The sequence below is a fragment of the Burkholderia sp. 567 genome (assembly GCF_040545115.1).
Taxonomy (GTDB): Bacteria; Pseudomonadota; Gammaproteobacteria; order Burkholderiales; family Burkholderiaceae; genus Burkholderia; species Burkholderia ambifaria.
Window position 1 is genome coordinate 833,606 of record NZ_JBEPLG010000002.1, and the last position, 12,559, is coordinate 846,164.

Annotated in this window: 13 protein-coding genes; 9 read left to right on the plus strand and 4 right to left on the minus strand. The window is 66.4% G+C overall.

Annotated elements, in window-relative coordinates; all coding sequences use genetic code 11:
* The first annotated feature begins 1 nt into the window (after window position 1).
* Together ABIC50_RS09260 and ABIC50_RS09265 are read left to right on the plus strand one after the other, a co-directional pair.
* Entirely contained in the window at window positions 2–955 is a 954-nt protein-coding gene (locus ABIC50_RS09260) for a LysR family transcriptional regulator (RefSeq protein ID WP_006749569.1), read from the plus strand.
* Between the two features lie 473 nt (window positions 956–1,428).
* Window positions 1,429–3,057: an NADP-dependent glyceraldehyde-3-phosphate dehydrogenase gene (locus tag ABIC50_RS09265; protein ID WP_354163326.1), complete on the plus strand. Its 1,629-nt coding sequence runs from the start codon at window positions 1,429–1,431 to the stop codon at window positions 3,055–3,057.
* 107 nt (window positions 3,058–3,164) lie between these two features.
* Here ABIC50_RS09265 and ABIC50_RS09270 read toward each other — a convergent pair whose 3' ends face one another.
* Window positions 3,165–3,797 carry a LysE family translocator gene (locus tag ABIC50_RS09270; RefSeq protein WP_354163328.1) on the minus strand — a complete coding sequence of 211 codons (633 nt, stop codon included), beginning with the start codon at window positions 3,795–3,797 and terminating at the stop codon, window positions 3,165–3,167.
* A 619-nt stretch (window positions 3,798–4,416) separates the two neighbouring features.
* Between ABIC50_RS09270 and ABIC50_RS09275 the strand changes: the two genes are divergently transcribed.
* Together ABIC50_RS09275 and ABIC50_RS09280 are read left to right on the plus strand one after the other, a co-directional pair.
* Complete coding sequence (locus tag ABIC50_RS09275) at window positions 4,417–4,740, plus strand: hypothetical protein (RefSeq protein WP_006749566.1); 324 nt, start codon at window positions 4,417–4,419, stop codon at window positions 4,738–4,740.
* Window positions 4,741–5,122: 382 nt separating this feature from the next.
* Window positions 5,123–5,443 carry a DUF1330 domain-containing protein gene (locus tag ABIC50_RS09280; protein ID WP_354163330.1) on the plus strand — a complete coding sequence of 107 codons (321 nt, stop codon included), beginning with the start codon at window positions 5,123–5,125 and terminating at the stop codon, window positions 5,441–5,443.
* Window positions 5,444–5,462: 19 nt separating this feature from the next.
* Here ABIC50_RS09280 and ABIC50_RS09285 read toward each other — a convergent pair whose 3' ends face one another.
* Complete coding sequence (locus ABIC50_RS09285) at window positions 5,463–6,299, minus strand: NAD-dependent epimerase/dehydratase family protein (protein WP_175698020.1); 837 nt, start codon at window positions 6,297–6,299, stop codon at window positions 5,463–5,465.
* 114 nt (window positions 6,300–6,413) lie between these two features.
* Between ABIC50_RS09285 and ABIC50_RS09290 the strand changes: the two genes are divergently transcribed.
* Window positions 6,414–7,517 carry a LacI family DNA-binding transcriptional regulator gene (locus ABIC50_RS09290; RefSeq protein WP_354163332.1) on the plus strand — a complete coding sequence of 368 codons (1,104 nt, stop codon included), beginning with the start codon at window positions 6,414–6,416 and terminating at the stop codon, window positions 7,515–7,517.
* Between the two features lie 99 nt (window positions 7,518–7,616).
* Here ABIC50_RS09290 and ABIC50_RS09295 read toward each other — a convergent pair whose 3' ends face one another.
* Window positions 7,617–8,909, minus strand: coding sequence for an MFS transporter (locus tag ABIC50_RS09295; protein WP_175666078.1), 1,293 nt, complete (start codon window positions 8,907–8,909; stop codon window positions 7,617–7,619).
* A 430-nt stretch (window positions 8,910–9,339) separates the two neighbouring features.
* On the opposite strand from ABIC50_RS09295, the gene ABIC50_RS09300 reads away from it, so the two are divergent.
* The 3 genes from ABIC50_RS09300 to ABIC50_RS09310 are packed head-to-tail and all read left to right on the plus strand — an operon-like array spanning window position 9,340 to window position 10,785.
* Window positions 9,340–9,768 carry an Xre family toxin-antitoxin system antitoxin gene (locus ABIC50_RS09300; protein ID WP_354163333.1) on the plus strand — a complete coding sequence of 143 codons (429 nt, stop codon included), beginning with the start codon at window positions 9,340–9,342 and terminating at the stop codon, window positions 9,766–9,768.
* Window positions 9,765–10,238, plus strand: coding sequence for an RES family NAD+ phosphorylase (locus ABIC50_RS09305; protein ID WP_175748128.1), 474 nt, complete (start codon window positions 9,765–9,767; stop codon window positions 10,236–10,238). Before ABIC50_RS09300 ends, ABIC50_RS09305 begins: the two co-directional genes overlap by 4 nt.
* Window positions 10,239–10,251: 13 nt before the next feature.
* A complete protein-coding gene (locus ABIC50_RS09310; RefSeq protein WP_354163335.1) occupies window positions 10,252–10,785 on the plus strand; it encodes a methylated-DNA--[protein]-cysteine S-methyltransferase in 534 nt (177 codons plus the stop codon).
* A 13-nt stretch (window positions 10,786–10,798) separates the two neighbouring features.
* Here ABIC50_RS09310 and ABIC50_RS09315 read toward each other — a convergent pair whose 3' ends face one another.
* Window positions 10,799–11,617: an AraC family transcriptional regulator gene (locus ABIC50_RS09315; protein ID WP_175673592.1), complete on the minus strand. Its 819-nt coding sequence runs from the start codon at window positions 11,615–11,617 to the stop codon at window positions 10,799–10,801.
* Window positions 11,618–11,694: 77 nt separating this feature from the next.
* On the opposite strand from ABIC50_RS09315, the gene panB reads away from it, so the two are divergent.
* Window positions 11,695–12,549, plus strand: coding sequence for a 3-methyl-2-oxobutanoate hydroxymethyltransferase (gene panB / locus ABIC50_RS09320; protein ID WP_354163337.1), 855 nt, complete (start codon window positions 11,695–11,697; stop codon window positions 12,547–12,549).
* The last annotated feature ends 10 nt before the right edge of the window (window positions 12,550–12,559 follow it).

Genomic DNA, 12,559 nt, shown 5'->3' on the forward strand with positions numbered 1-12,559 from the left:
CATGCGCAAATTCAAGATCCCCAACATGGGTGCGCTCGTGGCTTTCGAAGCCGCGGCGCGCCACGAGAGCTTCACGCACGCGGCGAAGGAGCTGTTCCTGACCGAAAGCGCGGTATCGCGGCAGATCGCGACGCTCGAAGCGAGCCTCGGCGTGCGGCTGTTCGCGCGCGTGAAGCAGCGCGTGGTGCTGACGCGCGCCGGCAAGCTGTACGGCACGCAGGTGCGGCGCGCGCTGGAGGCGCTCGATCGCGACACGCTGTCGATCATCGCGCACGGCAGCGGCGGCGGCTATCTTGAACTGGCCGTGCTGCCCACCTTCGCGTCGCACTGGCTGATCCCGCGCATCAAGAGCTTCTACGACCGCACGCCGGACGTGCGCGTGAACATGGGCAGCCGCACCGACTTGTTCTCGTTCGAGGACACGCACTTCGAAGCCGCGATCCACTACGGCAAGCCGACCTGGCCCGGCACGTCGTCCGACTATCTGTTCGGCGAGGAAGTCGTGCCGATCTGCTCGCCCGCGCTGCTCGACGGGCCGGTCGAACGCGTGGAGGATCTGCTCGCGTATCCGCTGCTGCACTCGACGACGCGTCCCGGCGCATGGGCGCAATGGTTCGAGACGCACGGCGTCGAGGACATCCGCACGATGCAGGGCGTGCGCTACGAACTCCACACGATGCTGATCAGCGCGGCCGCGGCCGGGCTCGGGATCGCGCTCGTGCCGAAGTTCTTCGTCGAGGAACAGCTGCAGCAGCTCGGCCTCGTCGTGCCGTGCGACGCAGCGACGGTCGGCGATTCGGCGTACTACCTCGTGTATCCGACGGAACTCAGCCACAGCAAGCCGCTGGAGTCGTTTCGTGCGTGGTTGCTGGAACAGGCGAGCGCGTATGCGGCGCCGGGGCGGGACGGGGAGGAAGACGATCTCGATGCGGAGGACGACGAAGACGTCGAATGATCGCGGCGTACCGCGACAGGTCCGGTGCGCGCCGGGCGGGCAACCCCGACCCGGCGCTCCGGGCAGCCGACCTCGCTTCGGCAGCGCGGCGGCACCTTCTCTCGTTTCTTCACTGCTTATGTTTTCTCTCAGGTCCCCGGGCAATTTTTTCTGCGCCGCGCGTGGCCATTATCCGCCCAAACCGGCCGCCGTGAAACGTTTGCGAACGCACCGATCGGCTTATTTCCGGCATTTGGAAACAGTCTTACAGAATACTTACGCACCGAACGATCGCGTTCGGTAAATGTTGCAATCGGCTCGGCGTTCCTTTTAAATGGAACTGGTTCCAATCCGGGTTTCGGCTACGCCATCGCGTGACGTAGCGTGACGTCACGACGTACGCGCGTCATCATGCCGATTCAAGGATCGAGGATCATTCAGCTCAGGATTCCGCATCGCCCGTCCTTTCCGGACACCTGTCAAACGAGACCGTCATGCCCGATTCCGCCTCCCTGCAGCAGCTATTTCGCGCCTATCAAGACATCCCCGCCGAATTCCGGCTCGCCGCCCCGATCCATCAGCGCGTGTCGCTGGTCGACGGCGAGTTGCGGCCGTGGGACGGCACGACCAAGACAGTGCTGTCGCCCGTGTGCGTGCGCCAGCCGGACGGCAGCGTCGCGCAGATGGAGATCGGCAGCTATCCGGTGATGGGCGAGACGGAAAGCGACGCGGCGCTCGACGCCGCGGTGCGCGCGTACGACTCGGGCCGTGGCGAGTGGCCGACGATGAAGGTCGAGCAGCGCATCGCGTGCATGCAGGACTTCATCAAGCGGATGGTCGCGCAGCGCGAGCTGGTCGTGAACCTGATCATGTGGGAGATCGGCAAGAGCCTCGCCGATTCGCAGAAGGAGTTCGATCGCACCGTCACGTACATGACGCAGACGATCGACGCGCTGAAGGAACTCGACAACGCGAACTCGCGCTTCGTGATCGCGGAAGGCACGATCGGCCAGATCCGCCGCACGCCGCTCGGCGTCGTGCTGTGCATGGGGCCGTACAACTATCCGCTGAATGAAACCTTCGCGACGCTGATCCCCGCGCTGCTGATGGGCAACACCGTGGTGTTCAAGCCGCCTCAGTACGGCACGCTGCTGTTCGAGCCGCTGCTCGAGGCGTTCCGCGACGCGTTCCCGAAAGGGGTAATCAACACGATCTACGCGCCGGGCGCGGTGGTCGTGCCGCACATGCTCGCGTCGGGCAAGATCAACGTGCTCGCGCTGATCGGGTCGAGCAAGGTCGCCGATCACCTGAAGAAGCAGCATCCGAAGTCGCACCGGCTGCGCGCGATCCTCGGCCTCGACGCGAAGAACGCCGCGATCGTGCTGCCCGACGCCGATCTCGACCTCACCGTGAAGGAGTGTCTGCTCGGCGCGCTGTCGTTCAACGGCCAGCGCTGTACCGCGCTGAAGATGCTGCTCGTGCATCGCTCGATCGTCGACGAGTTCCTGAAGCGCTTCACCGCCGCGCTCGAACAGCTGAAGATCGGCATGCCGTGGGAGAAAGGCGTCAGCATCACGCCGCTGCCGGGCATGCATCGCACCGCGTACATGACCGACGCGATCGACGACGCGAAGGCCAAGGGCGCGCAGGTCGTCAACCACTCGGGCGGCGAGTTCAGCAAGACGCTGTTCTACCCGGCCGTCGTGTATCCGGTGTCCGAAGGCATGAAGCTGTATCGCGAGGAACAGTTCGGGCCGATCATTCCGGTCGCGCCGTTCGACGACGTCGAAACCGCGCTCGACTACGTGACGACGTCGGACCACGGCCAGCAGGTCAGCATCTTCGGTTCCGATCCCGCGCAGATCGGCGCGCTCGTCGATCCGCTCGTGAACCAGGTCTGCCGCGTGAACATCAACTGCCAGTGCCAGCGCGGGCCGGACGTGTTCCCGTTCGCGGGGCGCAAGGACTCGGCGGAAGGCACGCTGTCGGTGACCGATGCGCTGCGCGCGTTCTCGATCCGCTCGATGGTCGCGGCCAAGCAGACCGAAGGCAGCAAGCAGCTGCTCGATTCGATCGTGTCGGATCACTACTCGAAGTTCATCAACACCGGCTTCATTTTCTGAAGCGCGGTACCCGGAACAAGCCGCTGCCCGCGCCGGTGCAGCGGCTTTTTTGCGCGTGCGCGCCACGCGCGGGCCGCGAACGCCGACGCGGCGCTGCGCGCGCCGCCCTATACGTTCGACGCCAGCAACCGGACGCCCGCCACGCCGAACACCACCGCGAGACACGCTTCCATCGCGCGTCGGCCGCGCACGTACAGCCGGCGTGCGCTGTCGGTCGAGAACACCAGCGCGTAGCCGCCGAACACCACGCATCCGATCGCGATGCAGCCCGGCACGACGGCGCCGTGCGACGCGCCCGCGCCGTTCGACGACAGCGCGACGATCGATACCCACACCAGGATCGCTTTCGGATTCGTCAGGTGCAGCATCGCGCCGCGCGCGTAGAGGCGCGACCGCTTCTGCTCGGGCGCCGCGTTCAGCGTATCGGCCGATCTGGCCGACCATGCGGTGCGACCCGACTTGAACGCGAGCCACAGCAGATACGTGCCGCCGAACAGCTTGATCGCGACCAGCAGCTTCGACCATGCGAGCAGCGCCGCCGACACGCCCAGCGCGGCCACCGTCGCCCAGAACATCGATCCCGAGATGACGCCCAGCGCGAACGCGAGCGCCGCCTTGCGGCCATGGTTCGCGGCGACCGACATGATCGCGAGATTGCTCGGGCCGGGGCTGGCCGTGCCGATGAAATAAGCCGTGTACGCGAGCAGCAGGTTGGCCGAGAAGAAGGCGTGGACGCTCATGTCGAACCTCGCAGGGATGATGCGGAGATTGTTCGCAAACACGGCGCGGCTGCCCATGCACAATTGTCCGGTTATTCGCAGGGCCAGTTGGATCGCGCGGGCGACGTCGGTTGGATACGCATACGCATTGGGATCGCCTCGCGCGAAAACGTCTCGGATATGAAACATCCAGCGCAGGTGCCGCGGCGTTCGACGGCGCGGCGAACCCGGTCGCGGCGCGCGGCACGCAGCCGTCCGAGGCCATGGGGCACCGCCGACACACAGGCGTCGCGCCATGCCGGCGATCCGTCGACCGAAACATGCAACCGGTTTCCACCCGGCGTTACGTTACATCGCTGAAGCATTTCATCCGTCCGGGCCCTGACGCGCGATCGATCGTGACCGCGCGCGGCGTATGGATCCCTTCGTCGATTTTCCACGCAAGCCAGCACCGGCGGGACGCGATGACCGCGGCCGCGCCCCGCGTCGACATTGCTCGACACTCGGATCGCGCCGCTGGTACGAAACCTGCATTCGCATTGCAGCGACAACCGCGTCACCGGACGGCGCGGACATGAACCGGATCGCGATCCGTCCATCGGATACGCCCGAACGATCCACGCAAGCAACGAGGCTCCCCATGGATGCGCTGCCCAACTCATCCGATACGTCGTTCCAGCTCTTTCTCGCGAAACTGCTCGAACAGCCGCAGCTCGAATGGACCGAAAAACAGCAGATGGAACTCGAGATGGCACGCTCGCTGTCGACCCAGATGGTCCACTTCGCCGAAGGCATGCGCGGCGGCAACGCGGACCTCGCGCGCTGCCTCGTGCTGCTGCGTTACGCGAAGGTGCTCGACTTCATGCTGACGTCGCTCGCCGCGCGCCGCGACATTCATCCGCAGACTCTGCGCACGCTGTTCCGGCTCGCGAACCTGAAGGTCGACGATGCGTATCCGGTCTGAGCCCGCATCAGGCCGCACGACGCATCGCCGTCGCGCCTAACGCGCCGCCCGCCCCGCCATCCCCTTGCGGTAGCGGCGCGTCTGGCACTGCGCGGCCATCTGCTGCGACACCAGCGCGCGCAGGCCGGCGAGGATTGCGCGGGCGCCGCGCAACGCATGCTCGACAAGCGAGGCAAGGAAGCAGCCGAGTCGGCGCCGGCACCCGAGGCGGTGCCGCACCCGCGACCGATGCGCAAGCGCGCATGACGCGCTCGGCCGGATGGATTTGCTTACGTCGCAGGTAATCGACGCGCGCCGCGCGCGCACCGATCATGGCCGCATCGATCAACGAATCGCTCGACGCATCGCATCGACGCATTGCATCGACGCCACGGAGCCCGCCATGACCGCCTACGCCATCGCCCACCTGCACGACGTTCAAATGTGCGACGACATCGTCGACTACCTCGAGCGCATCGACGGCACGCTCGCGCCGTTCGATGGCCATTTCGTCATACACGGCGCGCGGCCCGACGTGTGCGAAGGCGAGTGGCGCGGCGACCTGATCGCGATCGCGTTTCCTGACCTCGACACCGCCCGCGCCTGGTACGAATCGGACGCGTACCAGCAGATCCAGCCGCTGCGCGCACGGCATGCGAGCGGCCCGTTGATCCTGATCGACGGCGTGGATGAACGGCACAAGGCGACGGACATCCTGCGCTGATCCACGCCGTGCGCGGCGCTTACTTCGCGTTGCGCTCCATCGGCTCGCCGACGACGAAGCCGCCGCCCTGGTAGCGCTGCGCGGGATCGTCGTAGTCGGCGGTCGGCGCGGTGAGCGGGAACATCCCCGCGAACTGCTCGGAGCTGTCCTGCGGCCGGAAGCCGAGGAAGCCGGCCTTCGTGTTGTCCCACCACTTCACCGGGTTGTCGGACACGCCGTAGACGATCGCGTGCCCGACGCGGTTCGTCAGCAGCGAGCAGCGCACGAGCTCGATGAAGTCGCGATAGCTGAGGAACGTCACGAGCATGCGCGGGTTCTTCGGCGCCTCGAACGACGAGCCGATCCGCAGGCACACCGTCTCGATCCCGAAGCGGTCGAAGTAGTAGCGCGACAGCGACTCGCCGAAGCACTTCGTCACGCCATAGAGACTGTCCGGGCGCTGCGGCGAATCGGCATCGAGCACTTCCGTGACCGGATGGAAACCGATCGCATGGTTCGAGCTCGCGAATACGATCCGCTTCACGCCGTGCTTGCGTGCGGCTTCGTACAGGTTGTACGTGCCGGTGATGTTCGCATCGACGAGATCGTCGAACGGCGCGTCGACCGAAATGCCGCCGAGATGGACGATCGCGTCGACGCCGTCGACGAGTTCCATCACCGCCGGCCGGTCGGCCAGGTCGACGACACGGGTTTCTTCGTGCGGGGCCGCGTCGTCCAGCGCGGCGATGTCGCTCACGCGCACGACGTCGGCCCAGTTCGCCAGCGCGCCGCGCACCTGGCGGCCGAGATTGCCGGCCGCGCCGGTCAGCAGCAGGCGCCCGAACGGCTTGCGTGCACCGGTGGATGAGGCGTTCATCGAGTCTCCTTGAATCTGTCCTGAAGGGTGTCCGGGAAGTTGCCCGAAGTCGGTGAAATCAGCCGAAAGCGGAAAACGTTTTCCAACTATACGCGGGACAAAAGCCGACCGTCAATGCTTGGACCCGCCCGCAGCCATCCGCATTTTCCCGATATCGGGCGGTGGCCGGGCGCCGGCTTTTTCTGCCACAATCCGGGGCAACGGAACGAAAACGTTACCCTCTTCATGAAAAAAGTTTCCCCGACGATCCGCGACGTGGCGGCGGAAGCCGGCGTGTCGGTCGCGACGGTATCCAAGTACGTGAACGGCACGCAGCGCTTTTCGCCGGCCGTCGAGGCGCGCCTCAAGGAATCGATCGAGCGGCTCGGCTATCGTTCGAACCCGCTCGCGCGCTCGATGATCACCGGACGCACGCGCACCATCGGCGTCGTGATCCTCGACATCAGCAACCCGTATTTCACGAACGTCGTCAAAGGCGCGAACCGCGTCGCGCTCCAGCATGACTACACGCTGCTGCTCGTCGATACCGAAGAGAATCAGGCGCGCGAACGCTCGCTGATCGAGGCGCTCGCGCAGCGCGTCGACGGGCTGATCGTCAGCACGCGGATGCCCGACGAGGAAGCCGGCTGGATGCTCGACCTGCACAAGCCGCTCGTGCTGCTGCGGCGCAGCCCCGGCCTGCCGATTCCGAGCGTCGGCATCGACAACCGGCTCGCCACCTACATGCTCGCGCGTCACCTGCTCAATCTCGGCCATACGCACATCGCGTACCTCGGCTTCGGGCCGGCGCGCGTGAACGACGAACGGATCCAGGGCGCGCGCGACTGTCTCGCCGAGGCAGGCCTCACGCTCGACGTGCACGATGCGCATGCGCCGACCGCCGAGGCCGGCGAGCGCGCATGCTCGCGCGTGATGCTCGGGCCGCAGCGTCCGCAGGCCGTGATCTGCTACAACGACCTGATCGCGCTCGGCTTCATGAAGGAAGCCGCGTCGCTCGGGTTCCGGCTGCCGCAGGACGTGTCGGTCGCCGGCGTCGACAACGTGCCGTACGGCGAGTACGCGGCGCCCGCGTTGACCACCATCGACATCCAGAGCGAGAACATGGGCGAGCTCGCGATGCAGAAGCTGATCGACGCGCTTGCCGGGCGCACCGACGCAAGCTATTCGACGTTCGAGCCGCGGCTGATCATGCGCGCATCGACGGCAGCGGTCGGCTGACGCACGCGCCCGCTGCGATACCCGGCGCTTCCTCGCCCCGCACATGAAAACGCGCCGCCTCCGGGCGGCGCGTTCGTTTGCCAATACGCAATCACGTCATCACGCGTCGAGCTTCGCGGGCTTCATCTTCGGCGTGAGCATGTGCATGACCGCCAGCGCGAGCAGGTAGGCCAGCGCGCCGATCGCGAACAGCACCCAGTAGTGGCCCGTGCGTTGCAGCACCTGGCCGATCACTTCCGAGAACAGCACGCCGCCGATCGAGCCGGCCATCCCGCCGATGCCGACCACCGACGCGACCGCACGGCGCGGGAACAGGTCGGACGCCGTCGTGAACAGGTTCGCCGACCAGCCCTGGTGCGCGGCCGCGGCGAGGCCGACGATCAGCACCGCGATCCACAGGTTCTGCACCTGCGACACGAACGCGATCGGCAGCACGCAGCATGCGCAGATCAGCATCGCCGTCTTGCGCGCGCCGTTCACGCTCCAGCCCGCGCGCAGCAACGCCGACGACAACCAGCCGCCGCCGATGCTGCCGATCGTCGTCAGCGCATAGATGCATACGAGCGGCAGGCCGATATGCTGCATGTCCATCCCGCGCGACTCGTTGAGCCACTTCGGCAGCCAGAACAGATAGAACCACCATACCGGGTCGGTCAGGAACTTGCCGATCAGGAACGCCCACGTCTCGCGCTTGCGGATCAGTTCGCCCCAGCGCGGCGCACCGGCGTTCACGTTCGCCGCGTCGAGCGCTTCGGCTTCGTCGCGCGGCTCGTCGTAGGCGTCGGCGAGTGCGCGCGTGTCGGCCTTGCGATACAGCACCAGCCACACCGCGAGCCACACGATGCCGATCGCGCCGACGATCACGAACGCCGCGCGCCACCCGTAGGCCACCGCGATCGCCGGGATGATCGCGGGCGCGAACACCGCACCGATGTTCGCGCCCGAGTTGAAGATGCCGGTGGCGAGCGCGCGTTCGCGACGCGGAAACCATTCGGCCGTGGTCTTGATCGCGGCCGGGAAGTTGCCGCCCTCGCCGATCCCGAGCAACGCACGCACCGCCGCGAAGCCCATCACCGAGCCGACCATCGCGTGCATCATCGCCGCGATGCTCCACACCAGCATCGCGACCGCATACGAGATGCGCGTGCCGAGCCAGTCGACGATGCGACCGAAGCACAGCAGGCCGATCGCGTAGAACGCGGAAAACGCCATCACGATGCGGCCGTACTGCACCTGGCTCCAGCCGATGTCGTGCTGGAGCATCGGCGCGAGCAGGCCGAGGATCTGGCGATCCATGTAGTTGATGACGGTCGCGAAGAACAGCAGCGCACAGACGGTCCAGCGGTAGCGGCTGGCGGCGGCGCGCACCGCGCCGACGACGGCAGATTGCATGAGTGTCTCCGATGCGCGGCCGCGCCCGTCGCGCCGCAAGTTGTTGCCTGTCCGTGACCGGCGACGGGCGCCGGGACGGGCGGCGGCCCCGCCCTTTCGTGGCGCGGCCGATTGCCCGTCGAGTCGTGGAAAACGTTTTTCAAAGCATAGGGCGTGGGCCGGTGCCGTGTCAGTCGGGGATTTCGATGAGTCATCTCGAAATTGGCCGCGCAAAAAGAGACGACTGTTTCGCAGATTGGCATTAACCGTTTTTCCGGAATTTTCCTGCGGGTAAAACGGGGGCATGACTCGAACCCGTGCGCCGAGACACAGGTCCGATTTCGGCCAGAATCGGCGGCGACGATGGTTTACAGTCGTCGCAGGCGCATATCGCGCGCGGTATCATATGGCCTACAATCAAGTATCATTTGATACCTTATCGGGAGTCGCCATGTCACTCGTTACCCCTGAAGCGGTGGCCGCGGTCATGGATCTGCACCCCGTTCCGCATACGCTGGCCCAACTCGAGGCGCTTGTGCGCGACGGCCTGCCGAAGTCTGCGCTGCGCGCCGGCGTCGAACATGCGACGCAAGGTGCCGACGCCCGGCGCGCACTCCTCGCCCGCATCATTCCCGAGGCGACCTATAAGCGCCGCCGCGATCGACTGACGCCAGACGAATCGGAGAAGACCGAGCGTCTGGCCCGGATCGTTGCGACGACCATCTACGTCTGGAATGACGAAGAGGACGCGCGGGAATTCCTGTCGACGCCGCATCCGGAACTCGAGGGGCGCGCGCCGCTCGATGTCGCGCTGACCGAGCTCGGTGCGCGCCGGGTCGAAGAGCTGCTCTGGAAGCTGTTCTATGGGCTGCCGGCATGAAGCTGTTCCGCATTGCCGACACGCGACACGCGATCTGGAGCGGTACCGGCGCGATGCTGGTCGGCGGCCGCTTCAATAGTCCGGGCCGCCCGGTCATCTATGCGGCGTCGACCTTCGCGGGCGCGATGCTCGAGGTGCTCGTGCACGCGCGCATCGGCAAGGTGCCGAAGACGCACGGATGGGTCGAAGCAACGGTTCCCGACGATGTTCCCGTTGAACGCCATACGGCGGAAACCTTGCCGGTTGGATGGAATGCGGCTGCACTGCAGGAGGCGCGTCGGTTCGGTGACGCATGGCTGACCGAATCCCGCACCGCGCTCCTGGTCGTGCCTTCCGTTGTCGTCCGAGCGGAGTCCAACGTGCTGGTGAATCCCGCGCATCCCGACGCCGCGCGAATCGTCGTGAACGAGCCGCAACCCGTCGTGTGGGATGAGCGGCTGTTTGTGATGCCGCCGGCCGGACAGTCATAGGAGAACTTTCGCGATGACTCTCGCTCATCTGATTCCGAGCCCGCTGGGCGATATCGCCATTCGTATCGAGGACGATGCGCTGACGGGCCTGTTCTTCGTCGGCCAGAAATACTATCCGTCGCTGGCAATCGCGCCGGAGGCGGATGCACGCAACGCGTCGCCGCTCGCGCGCAAGGTCGCCGACGAAGTCGCCGACTATTTCACCGGCACGCGCGAAACCTTCTCGGTGCCGATTCATCTGCGCGGCACCGCGTTTCAGCGCAACGTGTGGAAGGAACTGCTCGCGATTCCGTTCGGCGAGCTCGTGTCGTACGGCGACATCACCGAACGCGTCGGGCTGCCGATGAGTGCCGCGCGTGCCGTCGGCGGCGCGGTCGGCCGCAATCCGGTGTCGATCATGGTGCCGTGCCATCGCGTGATCGGCGCGTCGGGCAGCCTGACCGGTTATGCGGGCGGGATTGAACGGAAACGCGCGTTGTTGTCGCTCGAAGGCGCTGGGTTCGCGCGCGGCGAGCGTCATCCGGTGCAGCAGTCGCTCGGGTTCTGACGCATGCCGCGCGTCACGCGCTCAACACGGGCCGACGCGCTTCACGCTTCGCATACGCGCCCGGCGTCACGCGGAATTTCGCCTGGAACAGCGCGATGAACGACGACGTCGAGTCGTAACCCAGTCGCGCGGCCACCGTGCCGATCGGCTCGCCCGCGTCGAGCAGCGGCAGCGACGCGAGCAGCCGCACGGCCTGCCGCCATTCGGTGAACGACAGCCCCGTATCCTGCCGGAACAGCCGCGACAGCGTGCGCCGCGTCGCGCCGACCTGATGGCCCCATTCGTCGAGACTGCGCGTATCGCCCGGCGCCGCATGCAATGCGCGCGCGATTTTCAGCAGGCGCGGATCGCGCGGCAGCGGCACCGTGAGCGGCGCGGGCTGCATGCGGGCGATCCGGTCCGCGATCACGCACACGAGCGCACCGTCCGGCCCCGTCTCGTCGTAATTCACCGGCAATTCGCGAGTCGCGATCACCAGCTCGCGCAGCAGCGGCGTCATGCAGAGGATCGTGCAATCGTCGTTCACGTCGCTCCGTGCGATCGCCGCATCGAGATACAGGCTGTGGAACGCGACGCAATCGCGCGTCGATACCGCATGCGGCACGTGCGGCGGAATCCACATCGCATAGTGCGGCGGCAGCAGTTGCCGGCCCGCCGGCGTCGACACCTCGAGCACGCCGCTCGTCGCATACATTAGCTGGGCCCATGGATGACTGTGCGCATCGACGCTCACGTTGCCGGGAATCCCGAAGGCGCGCACGTATAGCGGCCTCGGCAGGCGCGCCATCGGCGGCACTGCGTATGGGTCGCCGGGTTGTCCTGCCAGCAACATAAGACGTCCTCCGAAGGTCATTGCACGAACGAGCGCGATGCTACCGTGGCGGCTCTTCTTTCACACGGCTTCCGTTCATGAGCGCTCATACCCGCATCACCCGCAAGACCGTCACCGCGATCCGCTCGACCAAAGGGATCGGCAGCCTCGTGTCGCTGACCGCGTATTCCGCGCCAATGGCAAAACTCGTCGACGACGTGGCCGACGTGATCATCGTCGGCGACTCCGTCGGCATGGTGCTGTACGGGATGCCCGATACGCTGCGCGTCACGCTCGACATGATGATTGCACACGGCGCGGCCGTCGTGCGCGGCGCCGCGCAGGCGTGCGTCGTCGTCGACCTGCCGTTCTCCACGTTCCAGGAATCGCCCGCGCAGGCGTACCGCTCCGCCGCGCGGCTGCTCGCCGAAACCGGCGCGCAGGCCGTGAAGCTCGAAGGCGGCTGCGAGATGACCGATACGATCCGCTTCCTGACCGAGCGCGGCATTCCGGTGATGGCGCATGTCGGCCTCATGCCGCAGCAGGCCAACGCGACGGGCGGCTTTCGCGCGCAGGGGATGGACCCGCTTTCGGCCGCGCAGGTGTTCGACGCCGCGTGTGCGGCCGAACGGGCCGGCGCGTTCAGCGTCGTGATCGAAGGCACTGCCGAGGCGCTCGCGCGCCACCTGACCGGAACGCTGACGATCCCGACGATCGGCATCGGCGCATCGCCCGCGTGCGACGGGCAAGTGCTCGTGACCGAGGACATGATCGGCGCGTTCGATGCGTACACGCCGCGCTTCGTGAAGCGTTACGCGGACGCGAATGCGGTGATGCGCGACGCGATCCGTCAGTACGCGCATGACGTGCGGCACCGCATGTTTCCGGAGCCCGCGCATTGCTTCGGATACGGGAAGCCGCTGCAACTGGCCGATGCGGGCGCAACGGTGTGACGTAAGACGA

Coding starts and splice junctions, on each gene's coding strand:
- ABIC50_RS09260 (WP_006749569.1), top strand. CDS start 2: ATGCGCAAATTCAAGATCCCCAACATGGGTGCGCTCGTGGCTTTCGAA.
- ABIC50_RS09265 (WP_354163326.1), top strand. CDS start 1,429: ATGCCCGATTCCGCCTCCCTGCAGCAGCTATTTCGCGCCTATCAAGAC.
- ABIC50_RS09270 (WP_354163328.1), bottom strand. CDS start 3,797: ATGAGCGTCCACGCCTTCTTCTCGGCCAACCTGCTGCTCGCGTACACG.
- ABIC50_RS09275 (WP_006749566.1), top strand. CDS start 4,417: ATGGATGCGCTGCCCAACTCATCCGATACGTCGTTCCAGCTCTTTCTC.
- ABIC50_RS09280 (WP_354163330.1), top strand. CDS start 5,123: ATGACCGCCTACGCCATCGCCCACCTGCACGACGTTCAAATGTGCGAC.
- ABIC50_RS09285 (WP_175698020.1), bottom strand. CDS start 6,299: ATGAACGCCTCATCCACCGGTGCACGCAAGCCGTTCGGGCGCCTGCTG.
- ABIC50_RS09290 (WP_354163332.1), top strand. CDS start 6,414: ATGCTTGGACCCGCCCGCAGCCATCCGCATTTTCCCGATATCGGGCGG.
- ABIC50_RS09295 (WP_175666078.1), bottom strand. CDS start 8,909: ATGCAATCTGCCGTCGTCGGCGCGGTGCGCGCCGCCGCCAGCCGCTAC.
- ABIC50_RS09300 (WP_354163333.1), top strand. CDS start 9,340: ATGTCACTCGTTACCCCTGAAGCGGTGGCCGCGGTCATGGATCTGCAC.
- ABIC50_RS09305 (WP_175748128.1), top strand. CDS start 9,765: ATGAAGCTGTTCCGCATTGCCGACACGCGACACGCGATCTGGAGCGGT.
- ABIC50_RS09310 (WP_354163335.1), top strand. CDS start 10,252: ATGACTCTCGCTCATCTGATTCCGAGCCCGCTGGGCGATATCGCCATT.
- ABIC50_RS09315 (WP_175673592.1), bottom strand. CDS start 11,617: ATGTTGCTGGCAGGACAACCCGGCGACCCATACGCAGTGCCGCCGATG.
- panB (WP_354163337.1), top strand. CDS start 11,695: ATGAGCGCTCATACCCGCATCACCCGCAAGACCGTCACCGCGATCCGC.